General features: G+C 70.1%; 17 protein-coding genes and 2 tRNA genes. 17 read left to right on the forward strand and 2 right to left on the reverse strand.

Annotated elements, in window-relative coordinates; genetic code table 11:
- The first annotated feature begins 36 nt into the window (after window positions 1-36).
- The 6 genes from pheA (at window position 37) to ELQ90_RS02730 (ending at window position 3,761) form a co-directional block, all read left to right on the forward strand.
- On the forward strand, window positions 37-1,011 hold the full coding sequence (gene pheA, locus ELQ90_RS02705) for a prephenate dehydratase (RefSeq protein ID WP_128493710.1): 975 nt from the start codon (window positions 37-39) through the stop codon (window positions 1,009-1,011).
- A gap of 20 nt (window positions 1,012-1,031) precedes the next feature.
- Entirely contained in the window at window positions 1,032-1,820 is a 789-nt protein-coding gene (locus ELQ90_RS02710) for a hypothetical protein (RefSeq protein WP_128493711.1), read from the forward strand.
- An 8-nt stretch (window positions 1,821-1,828) separates the two neighbouring features.
- The gene (locus ELQ90_RS02715) at window positions 1,829-2,275 is read left to right on the forward strand and encodes a hypothetical protein (RefSeq protein ID WP_128493712.1); all 447 of its coding nucleotides are present in this window, start codon (window positions 1,829-1,831) and stop codon (window positions 2,273-2,275) included.
- On the forward strand, window positions 2,233-2,772 hold the full coding sequence (locus ELQ90_RS02720; RefSeq protein ID WP_128493713.1) for a hypothetical protein: 540 nt from the start codon (window positions 2,233-2,235) through the stop codon (window positions 2,770-2,772). Before ELQ90_RS02715 ends, ELQ90_RS02720 begins: the two co-directional genes overlap by 43 nt.
- A 114-nt stretch (window positions 2,773-2,886) precedes the next feature.
- Window positions 2,887-3,264 (forward strand): hypothetical protein, encoded by a 378-nt coding sequence (locus ELQ90_RS02725; protein ID WP_128493714.1) that lies wholly within the window; start codon window positions 2,887-2,889, stop codon window positions 3,262-3,264.
- On the forward strand, window positions 3,261-3,761 hold the full coding sequence (locus tag ELQ90_RS02730) for a hypothetical protein (protein WP_128493715.1): 501 nt from the start codon (window positions 3,261-3,263) through the stop codon (window positions 3,759-3,761). The genes ELQ90_RS02725 and ELQ90_RS02730 overlap by 4 nt, the downstream gene beginning before the upstream one ends.
- 18 nt (window positions 3,762-3,779) lie before the next feature.
- Here ELQ90_RS02730 and ELQ90_RS02735 read toward each other — a convergent pair whose 3' ends face one another.
- The gene (locus ELQ90_RS02735) at window positions 3,780-4,769 is read right to left on the reverse strand and encodes a diacylglycerol/lipid kinase family protein (RefSeq protein WP_128493716.1); all 990 of its coding nucleotides are present in this window, start codon (window positions 4,767-4,769) and stop codon (window positions 3,780-3,782) included.
- Window positions 4,770-4,803: 34 nt separating this feature from the next.
- On the opposite strand from ELQ90_RS02735, the gene serS reads away from it, so the two are divergent.
- Both serS and ELQ90_RS02745 read left to right on the forward strand, forming a co-directional pair.
- On the forward strand, window positions 4,804-6,069 hold the full coding sequence (gene serS / locus ELQ90_RS02740) for a serine--tRNA ligase (RefSeq protein WP_128493717.1): 1,266 nt from the start codon (window positions 4,804-4,806) through the stop codon (window positions 6,067-6,069).
- On the forward strand, window positions 6,066-6,905 hold the full coding sequence (locus ELQ90_RS02745) for an HAD-IIB family hydrolase (RefSeq protein WP_128493718.1): 840 nt from the start codon (window positions 6,066-6,068) through the stop codon (window positions 6,903-6,905). Before serS ends, ELQ90_RS02745 begins: the two co-directional genes overlap by 4 nt.
- Window positions 6,906-6,949: 44 nt before the next feature.
- Here the strand turns inward: ELQ90_RS02745 and ELQ90_RS16870 are convergent, their stop codons facing one another.
- Window positions 6,950-8,482 carry a helix-turn-helix transcriptional regulator gene (locus tag ELQ90_RS16870; protein WP_128493719.1) on the reverse strand — a complete coding sequence of 511 codons (1,533 nt, stop codon included), beginning with the start codon at window positions 8,480-8,482 and terminating at the stop codon, window positions 6,950-6,952.
- A 618-nt stretch (window positions 8,483-9,100) separates the two neighbouring features.
- Between ELQ90_RS16870 and ELQ90_RS02755 the strand changes: the two genes are divergently transcribed.
- The 9 genes from ELQ90_RS02755 to ELQ90_RS02795 all read left to right on the forward strand — a co-directional run bounded on the left by ELQ90_RS02755 (window position 9,101) and on the right by ELQ90_RS02795 (window position 16,691).
- On the forward strand, window positions 9,101-10,144 hold the full coding sequence (locus tag ELQ90_RS02755) for an iron-siderophore ABC transporter substrate-binding protein (RefSeq protein ID WP_128493720.1): 1,044 nt from the start codon (window positions 9,101-9,103) through the stop codon (window positions 10,142-10,144).
- Window positions 10,144-11,199: a FecCD family ABC transporter permease gene (locus ELQ90_RS02760; protein WP_128494109.1), complete on the forward strand. Its 1,056-nt coding sequence runs from the start codon at window positions 10,144-10,146 to the stop codon at window positions 11,197-11,199. The genes ELQ90_RS02755 and ELQ90_RS02760 overlap by 1 nt, the downstream gene beginning before the upstream one ends.
- Before the next feature lie 37 nt (window positions 11,200-11,236).
- Window positions 11,237-12,292, forward strand: a complete 1,056-nt coding sequence (locus ELQ90_RS02765; RefSeq protein ID WP_243696004.1) for a FecCD family ABC transporter permease — start codon at window positions 11,237-11,239, stop codon at window positions 12,290-12,292.
- Window positions 12,289-13,089 carry an ABC transporter ATP-binding protein gene (locus tag ELQ90_RS02770; protein WP_128493721.1) on the forward strand — a complete coding sequence of 267 codons (801 nt, stop codon included), beginning with the start codon at window positions 12,289-12,291 and terminating at the stop codon, window positions 13,087-13,089. The genes ELQ90_RS02765 and ELQ90_RS02770 overlap by 4 nt, the downstream gene beginning before the upstream one ends.
- Window positions 13,090-13,233: 144 nt before the next feature.
- Window positions 13,234-13,518: a GNAT family N-acetyltransferase gene (locus ELQ90_RS02775; protein ID WP_128493722.1), complete on the forward strand. Its 285-nt coding sequence runs from the start codon at window positions 13,234-13,236 to the stop codon at window positions 13,516-13,518.
- Window positions 13,519-13,639: 121 nt separating this feature from the next.
- A tRNA-Ser gene (locus tag ELQ90_RS02780) sits at window positions 13,640-13,727 on the forward strand.
- 174 nt (window positions 13,728-13,901) lie between these two features.
- Entirely contained in the window at window positions 13,902-15,191 is a 1,290-nt protein-coding gene (locus tag ELQ90_RS02785) for an LCP family protein (RefSeq protein WP_128493723.1), read from the forward strand.
- A gap of 52 nt (window positions 15,192-15,243) precedes the next feature.
- The gene (locus ELQ90_RS02790) at window positions 15,244-16,527 is read left to right on the forward strand and encodes an LCP family protein (RefSeq protein ID WP_128493724.1); all 1,284 of its coding nucleotides are present in this window, start codon (window positions 15,244-15,246) and stop codon (window positions 16,525-16,527) included.
- Between the two features lie 75 nt (window positions 16,528-16,602).
- Window positions 16,603-16,691 (forward strand) — tRNA-Ser (locus tag ELQ90_RS02795).
- Window positions 16,692-16,716: the final 25 nt, after the last annotated feature.

Genomic DNA, 16,716 nt, shown 5'->3' on the forward strand with positions numbered 1-16,716 from the left:
GCCCCCACCGCGGATCGTCGCCAGTAGGCTTCCCCTATGTCGACACCGTCCGTCCCCTCGACCCGCACGTACAGCTACCTCGGGCCGCGCGGGACGTTCACGGAGGCGGCGCTCGCGCAGGTCGAGGAGGCCGTCGGGCAGGAGTGGCGCTCGGTCAACAACGTCGGCGAGGCCCTCGACGACGTCATCACGGGGCGCAGCACGGCCGCGATGATCGCGATCGAGAACTCGATCGAGGGCGGCGTGTCCGTCGCCCAGGACGCCCTCTCCACGATGCCGGGGCTCCGCATCGTCGGCGAATACCTCGTGCACGTCGACTTCGTCCTCGTCGTCCGTCCCGGCACGCGGCTCCAGGACGTGAAGGTCGTCAACGCGCACCCCGTCGCGTACGCGCAGTGCCGCGGCTGGCTCGATCGTGCGCTCCCGGGTCACGCACACGTTCCGGCATCGAGCAACGTCCAGGCTGCCGCGAGTCTGCTCGAGAACAGCCTCGCCGACGCCGCCGTCGCGCCTCCCGGGATCGTCGACCACCACGCCCTCGAGATCGTCGCGCGCGGCATCATCGACAATCCCAACGCGGTGACGCGGTTCGTCCTCGTGTCGACGTCGCGCGACCTGCCGCGACCGACGGGTGCGGACAAGACGAGCCTCGTCGCCGAACTCCCCGTCGACCGTGCCGGAGCGCTCCTCGAGCTGCTCGAGCAGTTCTCCACTCGCGGCGTCAACATGAGCCTGCTCGAGTCGCGCCCCATCGGCGACGAATTGGGCCGGTACCGCTTCATCATCGACGCCGACGGCCACATCCTCGACGAACGCGTCGCCGATGCGCTCCTCGGGGTGCGGCGCTTCAGCCCGAGCGTGATCTTCCTCGGCTCCTACCCGCGAGCCGACGGTGTGCGTGTGAGTTTCGACCCGCGATACTCGGACGACGTGTTCATCGACGCACGCGACTGGCTGCGCGCGATCGTGAGCGGCGAGCCGGACGTCCCGCCCCGGCTCGACGTGCTGTAGCGAGGAGAAGGACGGACCCCATGGCCGATCAGGGCGGCATCGACCCGCGACACGACCCGATCTTCCAGCGCGGCTACGATCCGGCTGTCCACGGCGGCCCACGGGACGAGGTGCCGGTGCCGTCGACCCGGCGGTCGCGTGCACGACGGGATGCCGACCTCGACCTCTTCGCACCGCCGTCCTCCCAGTCGCCGGACGCGAGCGGAACGGCGGCCCCGGGCGGGGTTCCCCCCGAGTCGAGGCCGAGGTGGGGGAGCGACGACCCGTTGCCCCCGCCCGTCGCGGAGCGCCCGACCCGCATGGTGCCGCCTCCCGGCGCGCCCGCCGAGGAGGAGCCCGAGGACTTCCTCGCGCGCGCGCCGAAGGTCGCGGACGCCGGTGAGGCACGGTCGAACCCCCGAACGGAGTCGAGGGACACGGACGCCGCACCGACGGCGCCGTGGCGGAACCCCTACCTCCTGGGGCTCGTCATCGGCGGGGCGGTCCTCGCGGTCGCCGGCTTCCAGATGTTCCGGGCCGCCCTCGAGACGATCTACGTCGACTTCGCCCAGACGGGATTCATCTTCGGCGGCGGGGACACGGGCTCGGACGAGGACGCGGACCCGACGGCGGAACTCGTGTCGATGCAGCTCGGCTGGTCGCTCGGTCCGCTCCTGTTCGTCGTCGGGCTCGCGGCGATCCTCGCGGTCGTGATCTTCGTCGCGGTCCGTTGGCGTCCCGTCGGGAGGGCGGACGAGCGCGGCCCGGCCGCGGACGGTGGCGGCGACGAGTCTCACGGGAACACCGACGGGACGGGCGCTCGACCGTGAGGCGCACCGTGAGGTCCCGGCGGATCGTCCTCCTCGTGGTGGCCTCCCTCGCGGTCGTCCTCCTCCTCGGCGGAGCCGCTCTCGTGGCCACCGACGCCCGCTCGCGCGCGGCCGCCGCGACCGGCGTCGTGGATGAGCTCCGCGAGTTCTACAGCGGGCAGGAGGGATACGACGTGGGCGAGCCCGCCAGACTCGCCCGTCTCGTGATGGCCGACTCGCTCGCGAACGACGGGCCGACACCCGTGCTCTTCACCGACCAGGAGGCGGACTACCGCGACGCCCGGTATGGCGCGTTCGGCGGCATCTTCACCTACCTCCCGCTGCAGCGACCGTGGGCTCCGCGCCTCGTGATCGTGCCCATCGCGGCGGGAGCGGCCCTCGGCGTCCTCGTGGTCCTGCTGCAGGCCGCAGCGTGGTCACCTCGTCCGCGGCGCGAGCGCTCACCGCGATCGTGACCCGGATCTCCAGCCGGTCGTTCCTCTCCGTCGTCGCGGTGGTCCTCATCGTCGTCGGCGTCGGCCTCGTCTGGGTCGACGCCCGGGCGAGGATCGACGCGGTGGGAGCCACGATCCGCTCGGCGACGTCGCAGCAGGCGGGTGTCGAGTACTACCGCGACCTCGTCGACACCCCCGAGTTCCGGCGGTGGGTAGTCATCGACGCTCTCGTGAACGACACCACCCCGCGCGTGTCGATCGTGCAGGAGGGCGACGCCGTCCTCATCCGTGCCGGGGCGTTTGGCACGGGGCTGTTCGAATCGCCGCGACCGCGGCCGTGGTCACCCCGCTTCGTCACCGTGCCGCTGATCATCGGGGTGGTCCTCGGGATCGCCCTGACACTCGACGCCGCGGCGCATCACACGCCCGTCCGACCCCGTGCTCCACGGGCCGGTCGACGCCCCGCGATGCACACTCCGCCACCTCCTGGCGAGGAGTTCCGTCACCGCAGGGCCTGAGGGATACTGACGGAAGATGCCTCGCGAGTCGTGGCCAGCACGTCGTCGACGACGGACATCCGGGAGTGCGACTCCGCCCCGCGTCTCGCTCCCTCGAGGGTGGGAGGTGCGGCGATGGACGATATCGACGGACCGGCTGGCGGCGAGCGGCCCGTCCCGGACGGCGCGACCGGTCGGCCGAGGGATCGTTCACGCCGCGAGCCGAGTCCCCGGTGGAATCCGCATGTCGTCGTGCTCGTCGTCGGCGGGTTCGCGCTCATCGCCATGGGAGTGCGCTTGTACCGCTCCGCCCTCGACGTCGTGTACTCGGATTTCACGAGTCGCGGCACGCACGGGCTTTCGGACGTCGAGGACGGGGATGCGGCCCGTGACCTCGTCGCCATGCAGGTCGAGTGGACCGTCGGCCCCCTCCTCATCGCCTTCGGGATCCTCTCGGTCCTCGTCGGGGTGACCGTGCTGGCCGTGCGGTTCCGACGGGGAGCATCACGATGATCGCGGGTGCGCGGCGGCTCATCGGCGGCGTCGTCGGCGCCGTGCTCTCGGTCGTGCTCATCGGCGCCGGAATCGTGCTCGTCTTCGCGGACGCGCAGGACCGGCTCGCCGCCGCGACGCGCATCGCCATCCAGTCGGAGGCCCTCGACGAGGCGCCCGTGCTGACACCGCCGGAGATCGTCGCCCGCACGATCGTCGTCGACTCGATCTCGCTCGACGGTCCGCTGCCGCGCTATTCCATCGTGTTCGTCGACGCAGCGGGTTTCCGCACGACGATCGACGACCCCGACGGACTCGTGTTCGTCGACGAGAGCGGGTACCAGTACGTCTCGTACGGATCGTTTGGCGGGATGGGCACGGGGTCGCCCGTCCCCCTGCCGAGGCCGTGGATCCCGCGGCTCGTCACCGGCGTCCTCGCTGCGGGTCTCGCTCTCGCCGTCGCGACGGGAGCCGGCCTCGCGCTCACGTGGTCGCCCCAACGCCCGGCCCGACCGTGACTCCGGTCCCTGCGGTGGTCACGCCACGGGGAGCGGGACGCGCACGGCGAGGGCGCCCGGTCGCGTCGAGAACGCGACGGCCGTCCCGGAACCGAAGTCGTCGCCGTCGAGCTCGACCTCGTTCGGGTCGTCGAGGCCGATCGTCACTCCGGCGCTGCGGAGGTACGTGATGGTCTTGCCGGCGCCCCCGCGCCGGTTCGCCTCGATGATCTGTCGGCCGATGCTGAACCGGCGGAGCGCGCGGTTCTGCCAGGAGACGCGGCGCCACACCTGGAGCCAACCCACGAGGCCCTTCGGCTGCAGGACCGCGATGTCGAGGAGCCCGTCGTCGACGGAAGCGCCCGGCAGCAGCTCGATCCCACCCGGGAGCAGACCGCAATTGCCGACGATGACGGTGGACACGTGCGCGCTGTGCTCGTTGTGCCCCTGCAGGCGGTACCGCACGCGGAACGGTCGCGAGACCGGGATGGCCCGGAGACCGGCGTCGACGTACGCGAGCCAGCCGACGGCGCGCTTGAGCGCCGGATTCGTGTTCGCCATGATCTGCGCGTCGATCCCGACACCGGCCATCACGAGGAACGCGTGGGAATCCGTGGAGCCGTCGCCCCGCGCGATGCGCGCCTCGCCGATGTCGATGTCGCGAGTGGCGCCCGTGAACGCGATCGTGACGCTGCGGGAGACGTCGGACAGGGGGAGGTCGAGATTGCGCGCGAGCAGATTGCCCGTCCCCGACGGCAGGATTCCGAGAGGGACACCCGTCCCGACGAGCGCTTCCGAAACCGAACGCACCGTGCCGTCACCACCCGCGGCCATCACGAGCCCGGCGCCGGCCTCCACGAGAATCCGCGCGAGCCCGGCCCCCGGATCCTCGACGCTCGTCGCGACCCACCGCGTCTCGCCCCAGCCCTCGGCGACGGCCGTGAGCTCCACGATCGGTCGCAGAGCATCGACGTCGATCTTCACGGGGTTGTAGACGACCGCGGCCCACCGAGAACCCGCAGCACCCATGAGGACAACCTACCCGGCGCATAGACTGGACCGCGTGATCGATCCAGTGCTCTTGCGTGAGAACCCCGACCTCGTTCGACGCTCGCAGGAGGCGCGTGGAGCCTCCGTCGAGGTCGTCTCGGAGGCGCTCGAGGCCGACGCGGCCAAGCGCGCGGCCATCACCCGGTTCGAGACGCTCCGTGCCGAGCAGAACGCCCACGGCAAGCGCGTCGCGCAAGCACCCAAGGAGGAGAAGGCCGCTCTCGTGGCCGAGGCGAAGGGCCTCTCCGAGCAGGTGAAGGCGGCGCAGCAGGAGCAGAACGAGGCCGACGAGCGTTACGCCGCGGCCGTCGCGCAGATCCAGAACATCGTGCTCGACGGCGTGCCGGCCGGAGGAGAGGACGACTTCGTCACCCTGCGTGAGGTGGGGGACAAGCCGGCGTTCGACTTCGAACCGCGCGACCACCTCGAGATCGGTGAGCTCCTCGACGCGATCGACATGACGCGCGGCACGAAGGTGTCCGGCTCGCGCTTCTACTTCCTCAAGGGCATCGGCGCGCGCCTCGAGCTCGCGCTCATGAACCTCGCGCTCGATCGCGCCCTCGAGGCCGGCTTCATCCCGCTCATCACTCCGACGCTCGTGAAGCCGGAGATCATGGCGGGCACGGGCTTCCTCGGGGCCCACTCGGACGAGATCTACTACCTGCAGGACGACGACCTCTACCTCACGGGCACGAGCGAGGTGGCGCTCGCGGGCTACCATGCCGACGAGATCCTCGACCTCTCCGACGGGGCCCTCCGCTACGCCGGCTGGTCGACGTGCTACCGCCGCGAGGCCGGCTCCTACGGCAAGGACACCCGCGGCATCATCCGCGTGCACCAGTTCAACAAGCTCGAGATGTTCGTGCACACCACTCCGGACGACGCTGCGGCGGAGCACGAACGCCTGCTCGGCTATCAGGAGCGCATGATGACGGACCTCGGCCTGTCGTACCGCGTCATCGACACCGCAGCGGGCGATCTCGGTTCGAGCGCCGCCCGGAAATTCGACGTCGAGGCGTGGGTGCCGACGCAGGACGCGTACCGCGAGCTCACCTCCACCTCGAACTGCACGACGTACCAGGCTCGGCGTCTCGGCATCCGCTCGCGCGGCGAGGACGGCAAGACGAGCCCCGTCGCGACGCTCAACGGCACCCTCGCGACGACGCGCTGGCTCGTCGCGATCCTCGAGACCCATCAGCAGGAGGACGGCTCCGTCATCATCCCCGAGGTGTTGCGCCCCTATCTCGGCGGCCTCGACGTCGCGAAGCCCGTCCGATGAGCGGTGCGAAGCGACTCGTCGCGCTCGACATCGACGGAACGGTCCTCGGGGAGGACGGTTCGCTGTCGGACGTGGTCCGCGACGCGGTGCGCTCGATCGTGTCCGACGCCGTCGTCGTCACGCTCGCGACGGGCCGCAGCTGGGACTCGACGAAGCCCGTCCTCGACATGCTGGGACTCGAGCCGGAGTATGTCGTGTGCGCCAACGGTGCGCTTGTGCTGAAGCGCGACCCCGACGAATCGTCGGGCTACCGCCGTCACCTCATCGAGACGTTCGACGCGGCAGAGGTGCTCGAGACGATCCGTACGAACCTCGACGACGGGCGCTACATGGTCGAGCTCCCGGACGGGTCCCGCAAGTACACCGAGGGCATGGACGACTGGAACCTCGACAACGCCGAGCAGGTCCCGTTCGAACGGCTTTCGGACGAGCCGGTCCTCCGCGTCGTGGTCGTGTCGCCCGACCAGGGCGAGCAGGAGTTCCTCGAGAGCGTCGAGCGAATGGGACTCCATCGGGTCGCGTACTCGATCGGGTGGACGGCCTGGCTCGACATCGCGCCGCAAGGAGTCAACAAGTCGACGGCGCTCGAGCACGTCCGCGAAGCCCTCGACGTCGCACGTGACAACGTGTTCGTCGCGGGGGACGGCCGCAACGACATCGAGATGTTCGAGTGGGCCGTGGCGGGCGGCGGCACGGCCGTCGCGATGGGGCAGGCGCCTGACGAGGTCGTGACCGCAGCGAACGCGCGCACGGGCACGGTCGACGAGGACGGCCTCGCCGCAGCGCTCGTGGAGCACCTCGGCGCCGGAGCGCCGGAGTCGTCCGTGGCACGCTGACGCGCCTTTCCGCGACGCGCCGGCCTGCGCCGGCGCTGGACCGCTTACCGGGGTGGCTGTGGCCTCAGGCCCGCGCGGTGCGCGATGTCCGCCGCCTCTTGGCGGGAGTTCACCCCGAGTTTCCGATAGAGCCGGCGCACCGTCGTCTTGAGTGTGTTCGGGCTCACGAAGAGGTCTCCCGCGATGACGGCGAGCGAGCGGTCGGAGACGAGCTGGACGAGGACCTCCTGCTCCCTCTTGCTGAGGGTCGAGAGGAGTGCCGCCTCTCCGCCGCCGACGACGGACGCTGAGACGGGCACCCCGCGGCTGCCGGCGAGATCCTCGAGGGCGTCGACGTCGATCAGATCGTACGTTCGGAAGAGTCCCTCGCGATCGATGATCGCGCGCGCCCGCTCGAAGTGCTCCGAAGCCGCACTGCTCCGGTTCAGCCCGGCCGCGGCCGCTGCGTGAAGCAGGAGCGCAGCGGCGCGGATCCGCGGGCTCGCTTCCGGTCCGATGGCATGCTGCGTCATGTCGATGACGGCGTGGAAGGCGCCCCGCCGGTACGCGGCGATGGCGTTGAGCGCGGCATCGCCCGGAGTGGTCCATTCCCGCTCGTCGACGCCGAAACGGCCGAGGTTCACAGCGGCGGCCCTCAGGTAGTGCGCGTTCATCGCGCCTCCGGCGATGGCCGGCGGCCTCCGGGCGAGCTCGACCTCCAGGTCGGCCTCGACGAGCGCGCGTTCCTCTGCCGTCGCGGCGTGGGTGGACCTCACCCACAGGGCCGCCGCCCAATAGTCGCCGATCGGGTGGACGCTCATCCTGGCGAGGTCGACGGCGGCGGCGCCGCGGTCGCCCCCGTCCGTATGGATGAGGGCGGCGGTGAGGTGGATGACCGCGTCGTACCCCACCTGAGCCTCGCCCGTGTCGCGAGCCCGTCGCAACCAGTCCTGCGCCGCCCTCAGCCGCCCGCGTTCGGCGAGATACCAGGCGAGGTGTCCCGCGGCTCGTCTCCCCGCTTGGTGCTGCTCGGTGTGAAGGGCGAGCCGGTACGACTCCTCGTACTCGTGGTGGGCCTCTCCTCGACCGTCACCGGCGGTCTCGAGCGATCTCCCCCACTGCACGAACAGATGGGGGAGATGCTGCAGGAGTTTCGCGGTCTCGACGTCCGAGGCGGCCTCGAACCGTCGTCGCGCGTCCGCAGCAGATGCCCGTGCATCCGCGAAGTCGCCGCGCATGCGTTGTGTCGCGGACGTTCCCGTGAGGATCACGAGCTGTTGGGCGAGCGTCGACCCGCTCGCGGGAGTGATCGAGAACTGCTGGGTCCGCTCGACGCGATCCGGATCCGTCTCGGCGACGAGCTGCTGCAGATAGTTCGCCGCCACGATCAGGCCGGGATTGTCGATCAGGATCTCGCCGGGAAGGGCTCGGACGGCGTCGAGGAGTTCAGCCGGGGCGGTGGCGGAGTAGCGATCCCACGCTGACCCGATGAGGGCCGCGGCCGCTTGCGCGCCGTTCCGGGCTACCTCGTCGAGCACTCGCTCGCGGAGCGTTCCGCGGCTTTCGTGGCTCGGTGGCTCGGTTTCGTTCGCTGTCACGCGACCTCCCCTCCTCGAGGTGAACGCCACCGATCGACCTCACCTCGCATCGACGGCACAACCGTGAGTATCGCCGTCGACCCCCTCAGGACTAGCACAATCCGGTCCCGTTGTGGAGGCAGGCGTCGATCGCTGACGGACACTCGAGCGGAAAGTCGTGGCCGGCCGACCGCCGGGAATTTTCGGTGATCGTCACCCGTCCGGGGGGCATGAGCCGCACGGGAGGGTGACCCGGGGGGTGAATTTATCCGTCACGTGGCGTACTCAGGGGACGCCCGCGGGAGACTCATCCTCGGGATCGATGTTTCGACACTCTCCGCCGAGCAGGTCACGCGTTTCGGGTACGTGGCGACCAGCCGCGGAGAGGGGGCGACCGGTGGCGCCGGTTCGTCCGCCTCGTCGATCTCGCCAGGCGCGCAACAGAGCGTCAACCCGACCCGCGCCTTCGGGGGCGCGGGTCGGGGCGCATCCGCGATCGACCCGCGACGGCGGGGTGCGATGCGAGGGTGCGGCCGCGCGCCCGGTCGCGGAGGTTGATCGTCCGCATGCACTTTTCGATACGGCGAGGATGCGCTTAGGATAGGCAAGCCTAATCCCACCACGTCTCGAAGGACTTCCGTGCGCGCTTCCCGCAGAACCCTCTCCCTCGTCGCCCTCGCGGCCGTCGGCACACTCGGCCTCGCCGCGTGCTCGAGCGGAAGCGACACCGCCTCGTCCGGATCCTCCGGCGGAGCGAGAGGGAGCGGCTTCCCGGTCACGGTCGAGCACGTCTTCGGAGAGACGGAGATCACGCAAGCGCCCGAGCGCGTCGCCACCGTCCAGTGGGCCAACCAGGACGTCGCGCTCGCCCTCGGCGTCGTACCCGTCGGCATGCCGGCCCAGACCTACGGCGACGACGACGGCGACGGCATCCTCCCGTGGACGTACGAGAAGCTCGACGAACTCGGCGGCACGGACGAGCTCCCGGTCCTCTTCGACGAGACCTCGGCGCTCGACTTCGAGGCGGTCGCCGACACGACGCCCGACGTCATCCTCGGCGGCTACGGCGGATTCACGGAGGAGGACTACGAGACCCTCTCGCAGATCGCTCCGACGGTCGCGTACCCCGACGTGCCGTGGGGTGCCACGTGGCGCGAGATGGCCGAGCTCGACGGCGCGGCCCTCGGCATGGCCGACGAGGCCGACGCGCTCATCTCCGACATCGAGAAGCAGATCGCTGACGCCGTCGCGGCCGAGCCGGCCCTCGAGGGCAAGACCGCGATGGTCGGGTACTTCACCCCCGGCGACCTCAGCAGCATCGGCTACTACTCGACCGACGATGCCCGCAACAAGTACCTCGCGGACTTCGGTTTCGAGACGCCCGAGAGCCTCGCGCAGCTCTCCGAGGAGAACGAGGAGTTCTTCGGCAGCGTGAGCGCCGAGAACGCCGACACCTTCGACGACGTCGACATCATGGTCGTCTACGGCGACGACTCCACGCTCCCGGCCCTGCAGGCGGACCCGCTGCTCTCGCAGATCCCCGCCGTTGCGAACGGTTCGGTCGTCGTGATGAACAACAGTCTCCCCATCGCCGCAGCCCTCTCGCCGACGGTCCTGTCGATCCCGTGGTCGCTCGACGAGTTCGTCGGGATGCTCGCGGACGCCGCCGAGAACGCCGAGTGATCACAGCACCCGTCGTCGTCGGGACGCCGACCAGACCCTCGCGGGCCCGGTCGGCGTCCCGTCGTCGTCGCCGGGTGCTCGGACTGCTCGCCTGCCTCGTCGGGCTCGTGGTCGTCGTGGTGCTGTCGGTCTCGATCGGGTCGCGTGAGGTCTCGCTCACGGAGGTCGTGAGCGCCTTCACCGACCAGTCGGCCACTGGCCTCGCCGAGGAGGCGGTGCGAGCACGCGTGCCCCGCACGGTGCTCGGTCTGCTCGTCGGGGCGGCGCTCGGTCTCGCGGGCGCCATCATGCAGGGGGTCACGCGCAATCCGCTCGCAGACCCCGGCATCCTCGGTGTCAACACGGGGGCGTCGCTCTTCGTCGTCTCCGGCATCGCCTTCTTCGGTATGACGACCGTCACGCAGTACATCTGGCTCGCCCTCGCCGGAGCCGCCGCGAGCGCCGTGTTCGTCTACACGGTCGGATCGATCGGTCGCGGCGGAGCGACGCCCCTGAAGCTCGCCCTCGCCGGAGCGGCCACGACCGCCGCTCTCAGTTCGCTCATCAGCGCGATCGTGCTGCCGCGCGTCGACGCCCTCCAGGTCTTCCGCTTCTGGCAGATCGGCGGGATCGGGGGCGCGAACTGGGAGTCGATGGCCACGGTCGTCCCGTTCCTCGCGGTCGGCGCGATCCTGTCGCTGCTGTCCGCCCGCTCGCTCGACGCTCTCGCTCTCGGCGACGAGCTCGCGACGGGGCTCGGCGGGAACATCAAGGTCGCGCGCGCCGTCGCCGCGCTCGGAGGAGTCCTGCTGTGCGGCGCGGCCACGGCGATCGCGGGGCCCATCGGCTTCATCGGTCTCGTCGTGCCGCACGTCGCGCGCATCCTCACGGGCAGTGACTACCGCTGGATCCTGCCGTACTCGGTCGGTTTCGGCGCCGTGCTCCTGCTGCTCGCGGATGTGGTCGGCCGTGTGGTGACGCGACCGAGCGACGTCGAGGTGGGCATCATCACGGCGATCATCGGTGCGCCCGTGTTCATCGCCGTCGTGCGCCGACAGAAGATCAAGGAGTTGTGACGTGACGCGAGAGTTCGTCGCCGCGCGACCCGTCGGGGTGACCGGGTCCACTCCGGCCGTCGGCACGTCCGCCGCCGAGACGCTTCGCGCCGCGCGCCGCCGACGCGGGCGGCACAGACGGCTCGTGATCGGCGCCCTCGCGGCGGCCCTCGTCGCGATGTTCGTCACGACCCTGATGGTCGGCAACACCTTCTACCCTCCGGGCGACGTGCTCCGGGTGGCGTTCGGCGAGAAGGTGCCCGGGGCGTCCTTCACCGTGGGGACGCTGCGTTTGCCCCGCGCCATCACGGGTGTCCTCGCGGGCGTCGCCTTCGGGCTGGCGGGGGTCACGTTCCAGACGATGCTCCGCAACGCGCTCGCGAGCCCGGACGTGATCGGCATCACCTCAGGGGCGAGCGCAGCGGCCGTCTTCGCGATCACGATCCTCGGCGCGGGGGGAGCGGGCGTCTCGATCCTCGCCGTCGTCAGCGGCCTCGGCGCGGCCCTCGCGATCTATCTGCTCGCCTACCGCAACGGGCTCTCGGGCGCGCGACTCATCCTCATCGGGATCGGCGTCGGCGCGATGCTCGACAGTGTCGTGAGCTACCTCCTCCTCAAGTCCAGCTCGTTCGAGGTGCAGGCGGCGTTGCGGTGGCTCACCGGCAGCCTCGGCAGCGCCTTCTGGGACGGCATCCCGCCGCTCGCGCTCAGCCTGCTCGTGCTGCTGCCGCTCATCATCGTGCTCACGCGTCGTTTGACGGCACTCCAGTTGGGTGACGAATCGGCGATGGCGCTCGGCGTGCGCGTCGACCGGACGCGGCTCCTGCTCGTCGTCGTCGCCGTGGCACTCGCGGGCGTCGCGACGGCCACCACCGGCCCGATCGCCTTCGTCGCGTTCCTCTCGGGACCGATCGCCGCGCGGCTCGTGGGCGGTGGTCGTTCGCTGCTGATCCCCGCCGGTCTCGTGGGCGGGCTCCTCGTGCTCACCGCGGACCTGCTCGGTCAGTTCGCCTTCGGCACCTCGTTCCCCGTCGGTGTCGTCACGGGTGCCATCGGCGCTCCGTACCTCCTCTACCTGCTGATCCGTTCGAACCGCTCGGGAGGCTCCCTGTGACCGTGTCCCATTCCCTCGAGGTCGACGGCGCGACGATCGCGTACGGCGACCGCGTCGTCCTCGACGACCTCGACCTCGTCGTCCCGCCGGGCCGGATCAGCATCATCGTCGGCGCCAACGCGTGCGGGAAGTCGACGCTGCTCCGCGCCATGGCGCGGTTGCTCGCCCCCACGAGTGGATCGGTCCTGCTCGACGGCGCCCCCATCACGGCGATGCCCACGAAGAAGGTCGCGACCGTGCTCGGTCTCCTGCCCCAGACGCCCATCGCGCCGGAGGGGATCGTCGTCGCCGACCTCGTGGGTCGTGGCCGGTATCCCCATCAGGGACTGTTCTCGCGCTGGACCGCGGCGGACGATGCCGCGGTCGCCGAGGCGCTCGAGGCGACGGGGTCGCTCGAACTCGCGGAGCGTCCCGTCGACGAGTTGTCCGGCGGTCAGCGCCAGCGGGTCTGGATCTCGATGGCCCTCGCGCAGCAGACCGACGTCCTCCTCCTCGACGAGCCGACGACGTTCCTCGACGTCTCCCACCAGGTCGACGTGCTCGACCTCGTCACCGACCTCAATCGCGCCCGCGGCACCACCGTCGTCATCGTGCTCCACGACCTCAATCTCGCGGCGCGTTACGCCGATCACCTCTTCGCCGTGAAGGAGGGCCGCATCTTCGCATCGGGCACCCCGCGTGAGGTCGTCACCTCCGAGACCGTCGAGGCCGTCTTCGGCATGGCGTCGCGCGTCATCGACGATCCCGTCACGGGCACCCCCCTCGTCGTCCCGATCGGCCGCCACCACTCCCTCTGACCGCCGCCGGTACGGTCCCCGAGCTTGTCGAAGGGCGGTGAGCCGACCGCGACGTGCGACGCTTCGACAGACTCAGCGACCGAGTGAGCGACTCCGCGGGTCGCAGGTGGACCGCACCCGCTCGCACGGGCGCACAATAGGGGGATGGCCACGACCGAGTTCGCGAACGAACGCGACGCTTCCCGATACACCATGCGGCGCGACGGCGTCATCGTGAGTGCGCTCGATTACAACGACGACGGCCGCACCGTCGCGTTCACCCGGGCCTTCACGAACTCGCCGTTCCGGGGCAACGGTTACGCAGGTGAGCTCACGGCCTTCGCCGTCGACGACGCGGAGAAGGCTGGACGCACCGTGATCCCGATGTGCTGGTACGTCGCCGACTGGTTCGACGAGCACCCCGAGCGGGAGCATCTGATCGCGCGGTAGTGACTCGATTCACCCCCAGATCGGGGGCTGTTCCAGCACGTTCCCAGAACGCACTGGCAGAATCGCGGGAACCGCATCGGATACACTCGGTCTCCGGTCGTGCCCGCACGATCGTTCTCCGGGAGGGCTGTCCGAGCGGCCGATGGAGCTGGTCTTGAAAACCAGTGGGCAGAAATGTCTCGTGGGTTCGAATCCCACGCCCTCCGCCACAGATTCACCGGCCACGGGACATGCCGCCGCGACGCGGATGACGGATCGCCGCCCACCCCTGCACGCGAGGCGCCCGGCACCGCGTGGCCAGCGCATCGGAGACGACGACGTCAGAAGCCCCCGCTTCTCCACCCCCGACCCCGCGTCCGTCGCGCGACCTGAAAGGCACCCTTGTGAGCGAAACCCCCCGGTCCTCACGCCGCGTCGCCACCGACCCGAGCATCAGCCGACACGCGCGGCGTCGGCGCCACAACCCCTTCGCGACGGGCCTGCGCTTCGTCGCCGGAGCCCTCGCCGTGCTGCTCGTGAGCGGCGGCACCGTCGCGGCCTACGCGCTCTGGGACGTCGTGTCGAGCGTGAAGCCCGCCGTCACCCTCGCCGGCCAGGACCCGAACATCCCGAGCATCGACGCGATCGAGGGCGGCGTGAACCTGCTCCTCGTGGGAAGCGACAGTCGGCAGGGCCAGGGGACCGAGTACGGCGACCCCTCCAAGGAGACCGGCGTCCTCAACGACGTGACGATGCTCCTCCACATCTCCGAGGACCACACGAGCGCCGTCGTCGTCTCCTTCCCGCGGGATCTCTTCGTCCCCATCCCCGAGTGCCCGAAGCCTGACGGCAGCGGCACGTTCGACGCGATGTCGTCGCAGAAGATCAACACGACGCTCTCCTACGGCGGGCTCGCGTGCACCGTTCTCACGGTCGAGTCGCTCACCGGCCTGCGGATCCCCTTCGCCGCCGAGGTTCAGTTCAACGGCGTCATCGCGCTCTCCAACGCCGTCGGCGGCGTCGAGGTCTGCGTGGCCGAGCCGATCGAGGACGACTACACCCAGACCTACCTCGCCGCGGGCACGCACACCCTGCAGGGCAAAGAGGCGTTGCAGTTCCTCCGCACCCGGCACGGAGTCGGGGACGGTTCGGACCTCGGTCGGATCAGCAACCAGCAGGTCTTCCTGTCGTCCCTCGTCCGCACGCTGCAGAGCTCCGAGACGCTCGGCGACCCGACGAAGCTCTTCGGCATCGCGAAGGCGGCCGCGGGCAACATGCAGCTCTCGACGAACCTCGCGAACCTCAACACGATGGTCTCCGTCGCGATGGCCCTCAAGGACATCCCGCTCGACCAGATCGCCTTCCTCCAGTACCCGAACGCGTACGGCTCGAGCGGCGGACAGCAGGGCGTCCTGCCCCTCGATTCGGCCGCCGAGCAGCTCTTCGACGCGATCAAGGCGGACAAGAAGTTGAGCATCACGGGCACGACCGGAGTGGGGTCGGTCACCGACCCGAACGCCCCGGCCGAGACGGAGACCCCCGTGGAGCCCGAGACCCCGGAGACCACGCCGCCGGCGGACGCGAGTGCTCCCTCGACCACTCCGCCTCCCGCCGCCGACGAGGCGGTCGAACTCCCCGACTCGATCGAGGGTCAGACGGCGGACGACCGGACGTGTTCGAAGGGCAATAACTGAGGTCGAGCGGGCCTTCACCTGCCTCGGCGCGCACGGCCCCTAAACTCGACGAATGGCCCGTTCGACCCGAAATCCCGAGCCGACCCTGACGCGACACGCTCGCGGGCGCCGTCGGGGTCCCGTCGCCGCCGTCCTCCGGGGCGTCGCGTTCACCCTCGCCGTCGTGCTCGTGAGCGGAGCGGCCGTCGCCGCCTATGCGGCATGGGAGATCGGCGCCGGCATCGCGAGCAACGCCGTCGACATCGGCCAGGGCGGGGACACCGCCGACGCACCCTCGGGGATCGGCGAACTCGAGGGCGGCTTCAACATGCTCGTCATCGGCGCCGACAACTCCGCCAACCAGAACACCTCCGCGTACGGCAAGCGCGATGTCACGCTCAACGACGTCAACATGCTCGTGCACGTGGCGGCGGACCACCAGAGCGCCGTCGTCGTGAGTTTCCCGCGCGACATGCTCGTGCCGATCCCCGAGTGCACGGATCCGGACACGGGCGAGGTGCACGCTGAACAGTACTCCGCCATGATCAACACGGCATTCGCGAAGGGCGGCGAGAAGGGCGGCCTCGGGTGTGCGGCGAAGACCATCGAGGAGCTCACGGGCCTCGAAGTGGACTACGCGGCCCAGTTCTCGTTCGCCTCGGTCATCCAGTTGACGAACGCCCTCGGCGGCGTCGAGGTCTGCCTCGCCGACCCCATCAAGGACCGGTTCTCGGGGCTCGACCTCGATGAGGGCGTCAGCACTATCCAGGGCGAGCAGGCCCTGCAGTTCCTGCGCACCCGCAAGGCGGTCGGCGACGGCAGCGACCTCTCGCGGATCGCGCTGCAGCAGACGTACATGTCGTCGCTCGTGAAGAAGCTCAAGAGCGACGGCACTCTGGGCGACGTCACGAAGCTCTACGGCATCGCGAAGGTCGCCGCCGAGAGCCTGTCGCTCTCGAGCAACCTCGCGAACATCAACGCGATGATCTCGATGGCGCTCACGGTGAGGAACCTCGACCTGGAGAACATCCAGCTCGTGCAGTACCCGGTGGGGGAGGCGCCGTCCGATCCCAACCGCGTGGTCCCTCAGAAGGAGACGGCCGATCAGCTCATGGCGGCGATCGCCGCCGATGCGTCCTTCTCCTCCGATCCCGATGCGCGTCGCGTCGGCGTCGAGGACACGAGCACAGAGGAGCCTGCCGACCCGGAGACCGAGACGCCGCCGTCCACGTCTCCGTCGGCCGACCCGTCGACGACCCCGTCCGCGGGAGCGACGACGTCGCCCCCGGCGTCGGGAGTCATCGACGGCCTCGTGGGCCAGTCGGCCGCGCAGGAGAGCTGCGTCGTCAAGAACTGACCGGACTCCCGTGGTTGGGCGTGCACCGCGCGTCCGTTATGCTGGAGGCCGTGCGTCGGCTCGACCGTCGCACATGGAGACGTCGCATAGTCCGGCCGAGTGCACCACCCTGCTAAGGTGGAGTCCCCTTATGGGGACCGAGGGTTCAAATCCCTCCGTCTCCGCAGTGCCGATGAGAGTCAACGGCTG

This window comes from Labedella phragmitis (assembly GCF_004078635.1).
In the GTDB taxonomy this organism is placed as follows: Bacteria; Actinomycetota; Actinomycetes; order Actinomycetales; family Microbacteriaceae; genus Labedella; species Labedella phragmitis.

Excerpts from the sequence above, each read along its gene's own strand:
- pheA (WP_128493710.1), top strand. The coding sequence starts at position 37 with ATGTCGACACCGTCCGTCCCCTCGACCCGCACGTACAGCTACCTCGGG.
- ELQ90_RS02710 (WP_128493711.1), top strand. The coding sequence starts at position 1,032 with ATGGCCGATCAGGGCGGCATCGACCCGCGACACGACCCGATCTTCCAG.
- ELQ90_RS02725 (WP_128493714.1), top strand. The coding sequence starts at position 2,887 with ATGGACGATATCGACGGACCGGCTGGCGGCGAGCGGCCCGTCCCGGAC.
- ELQ90_RS02730 (WP_128493715.1), top strand. The coding sequence starts at position 3,261 with ATGATCGCGGGTGCGCGGCGGCTCATCGGCGGCGTCGTCGGCGCCGTG.
- ELQ90_RS02735 (WP_128493716.1), bottom strand. The coding sequence starts at position 4,769 with ATGGGTGCTGCGGGTTCTCGGTGGGCCGCGGTCGTCTACAACCCCGTG.
- ELQ90_RS02745 (WP_128493718.1), top strand. The coding sequence starts at position 6,066 with ATGAGCGGTGCGAAGCGACTCGTCGCGCTCGACATCGACGGAACGGTC.
- ELQ90_RS02775 (WP_128493722.1), top strand. The coding sequence starts at position 13,234 with ATGGCCACGACCGAGTTCGCGAACGAACGCGACGCTTCCCGATACACC.
- ELQ90_RS02790 (WP_128493724.1), top strand. The coding sequence starts at position 15,244 with ATGGCCCGTTCGACCCGAAATCCCGAGCCGACCCTGACGCGACACGCT.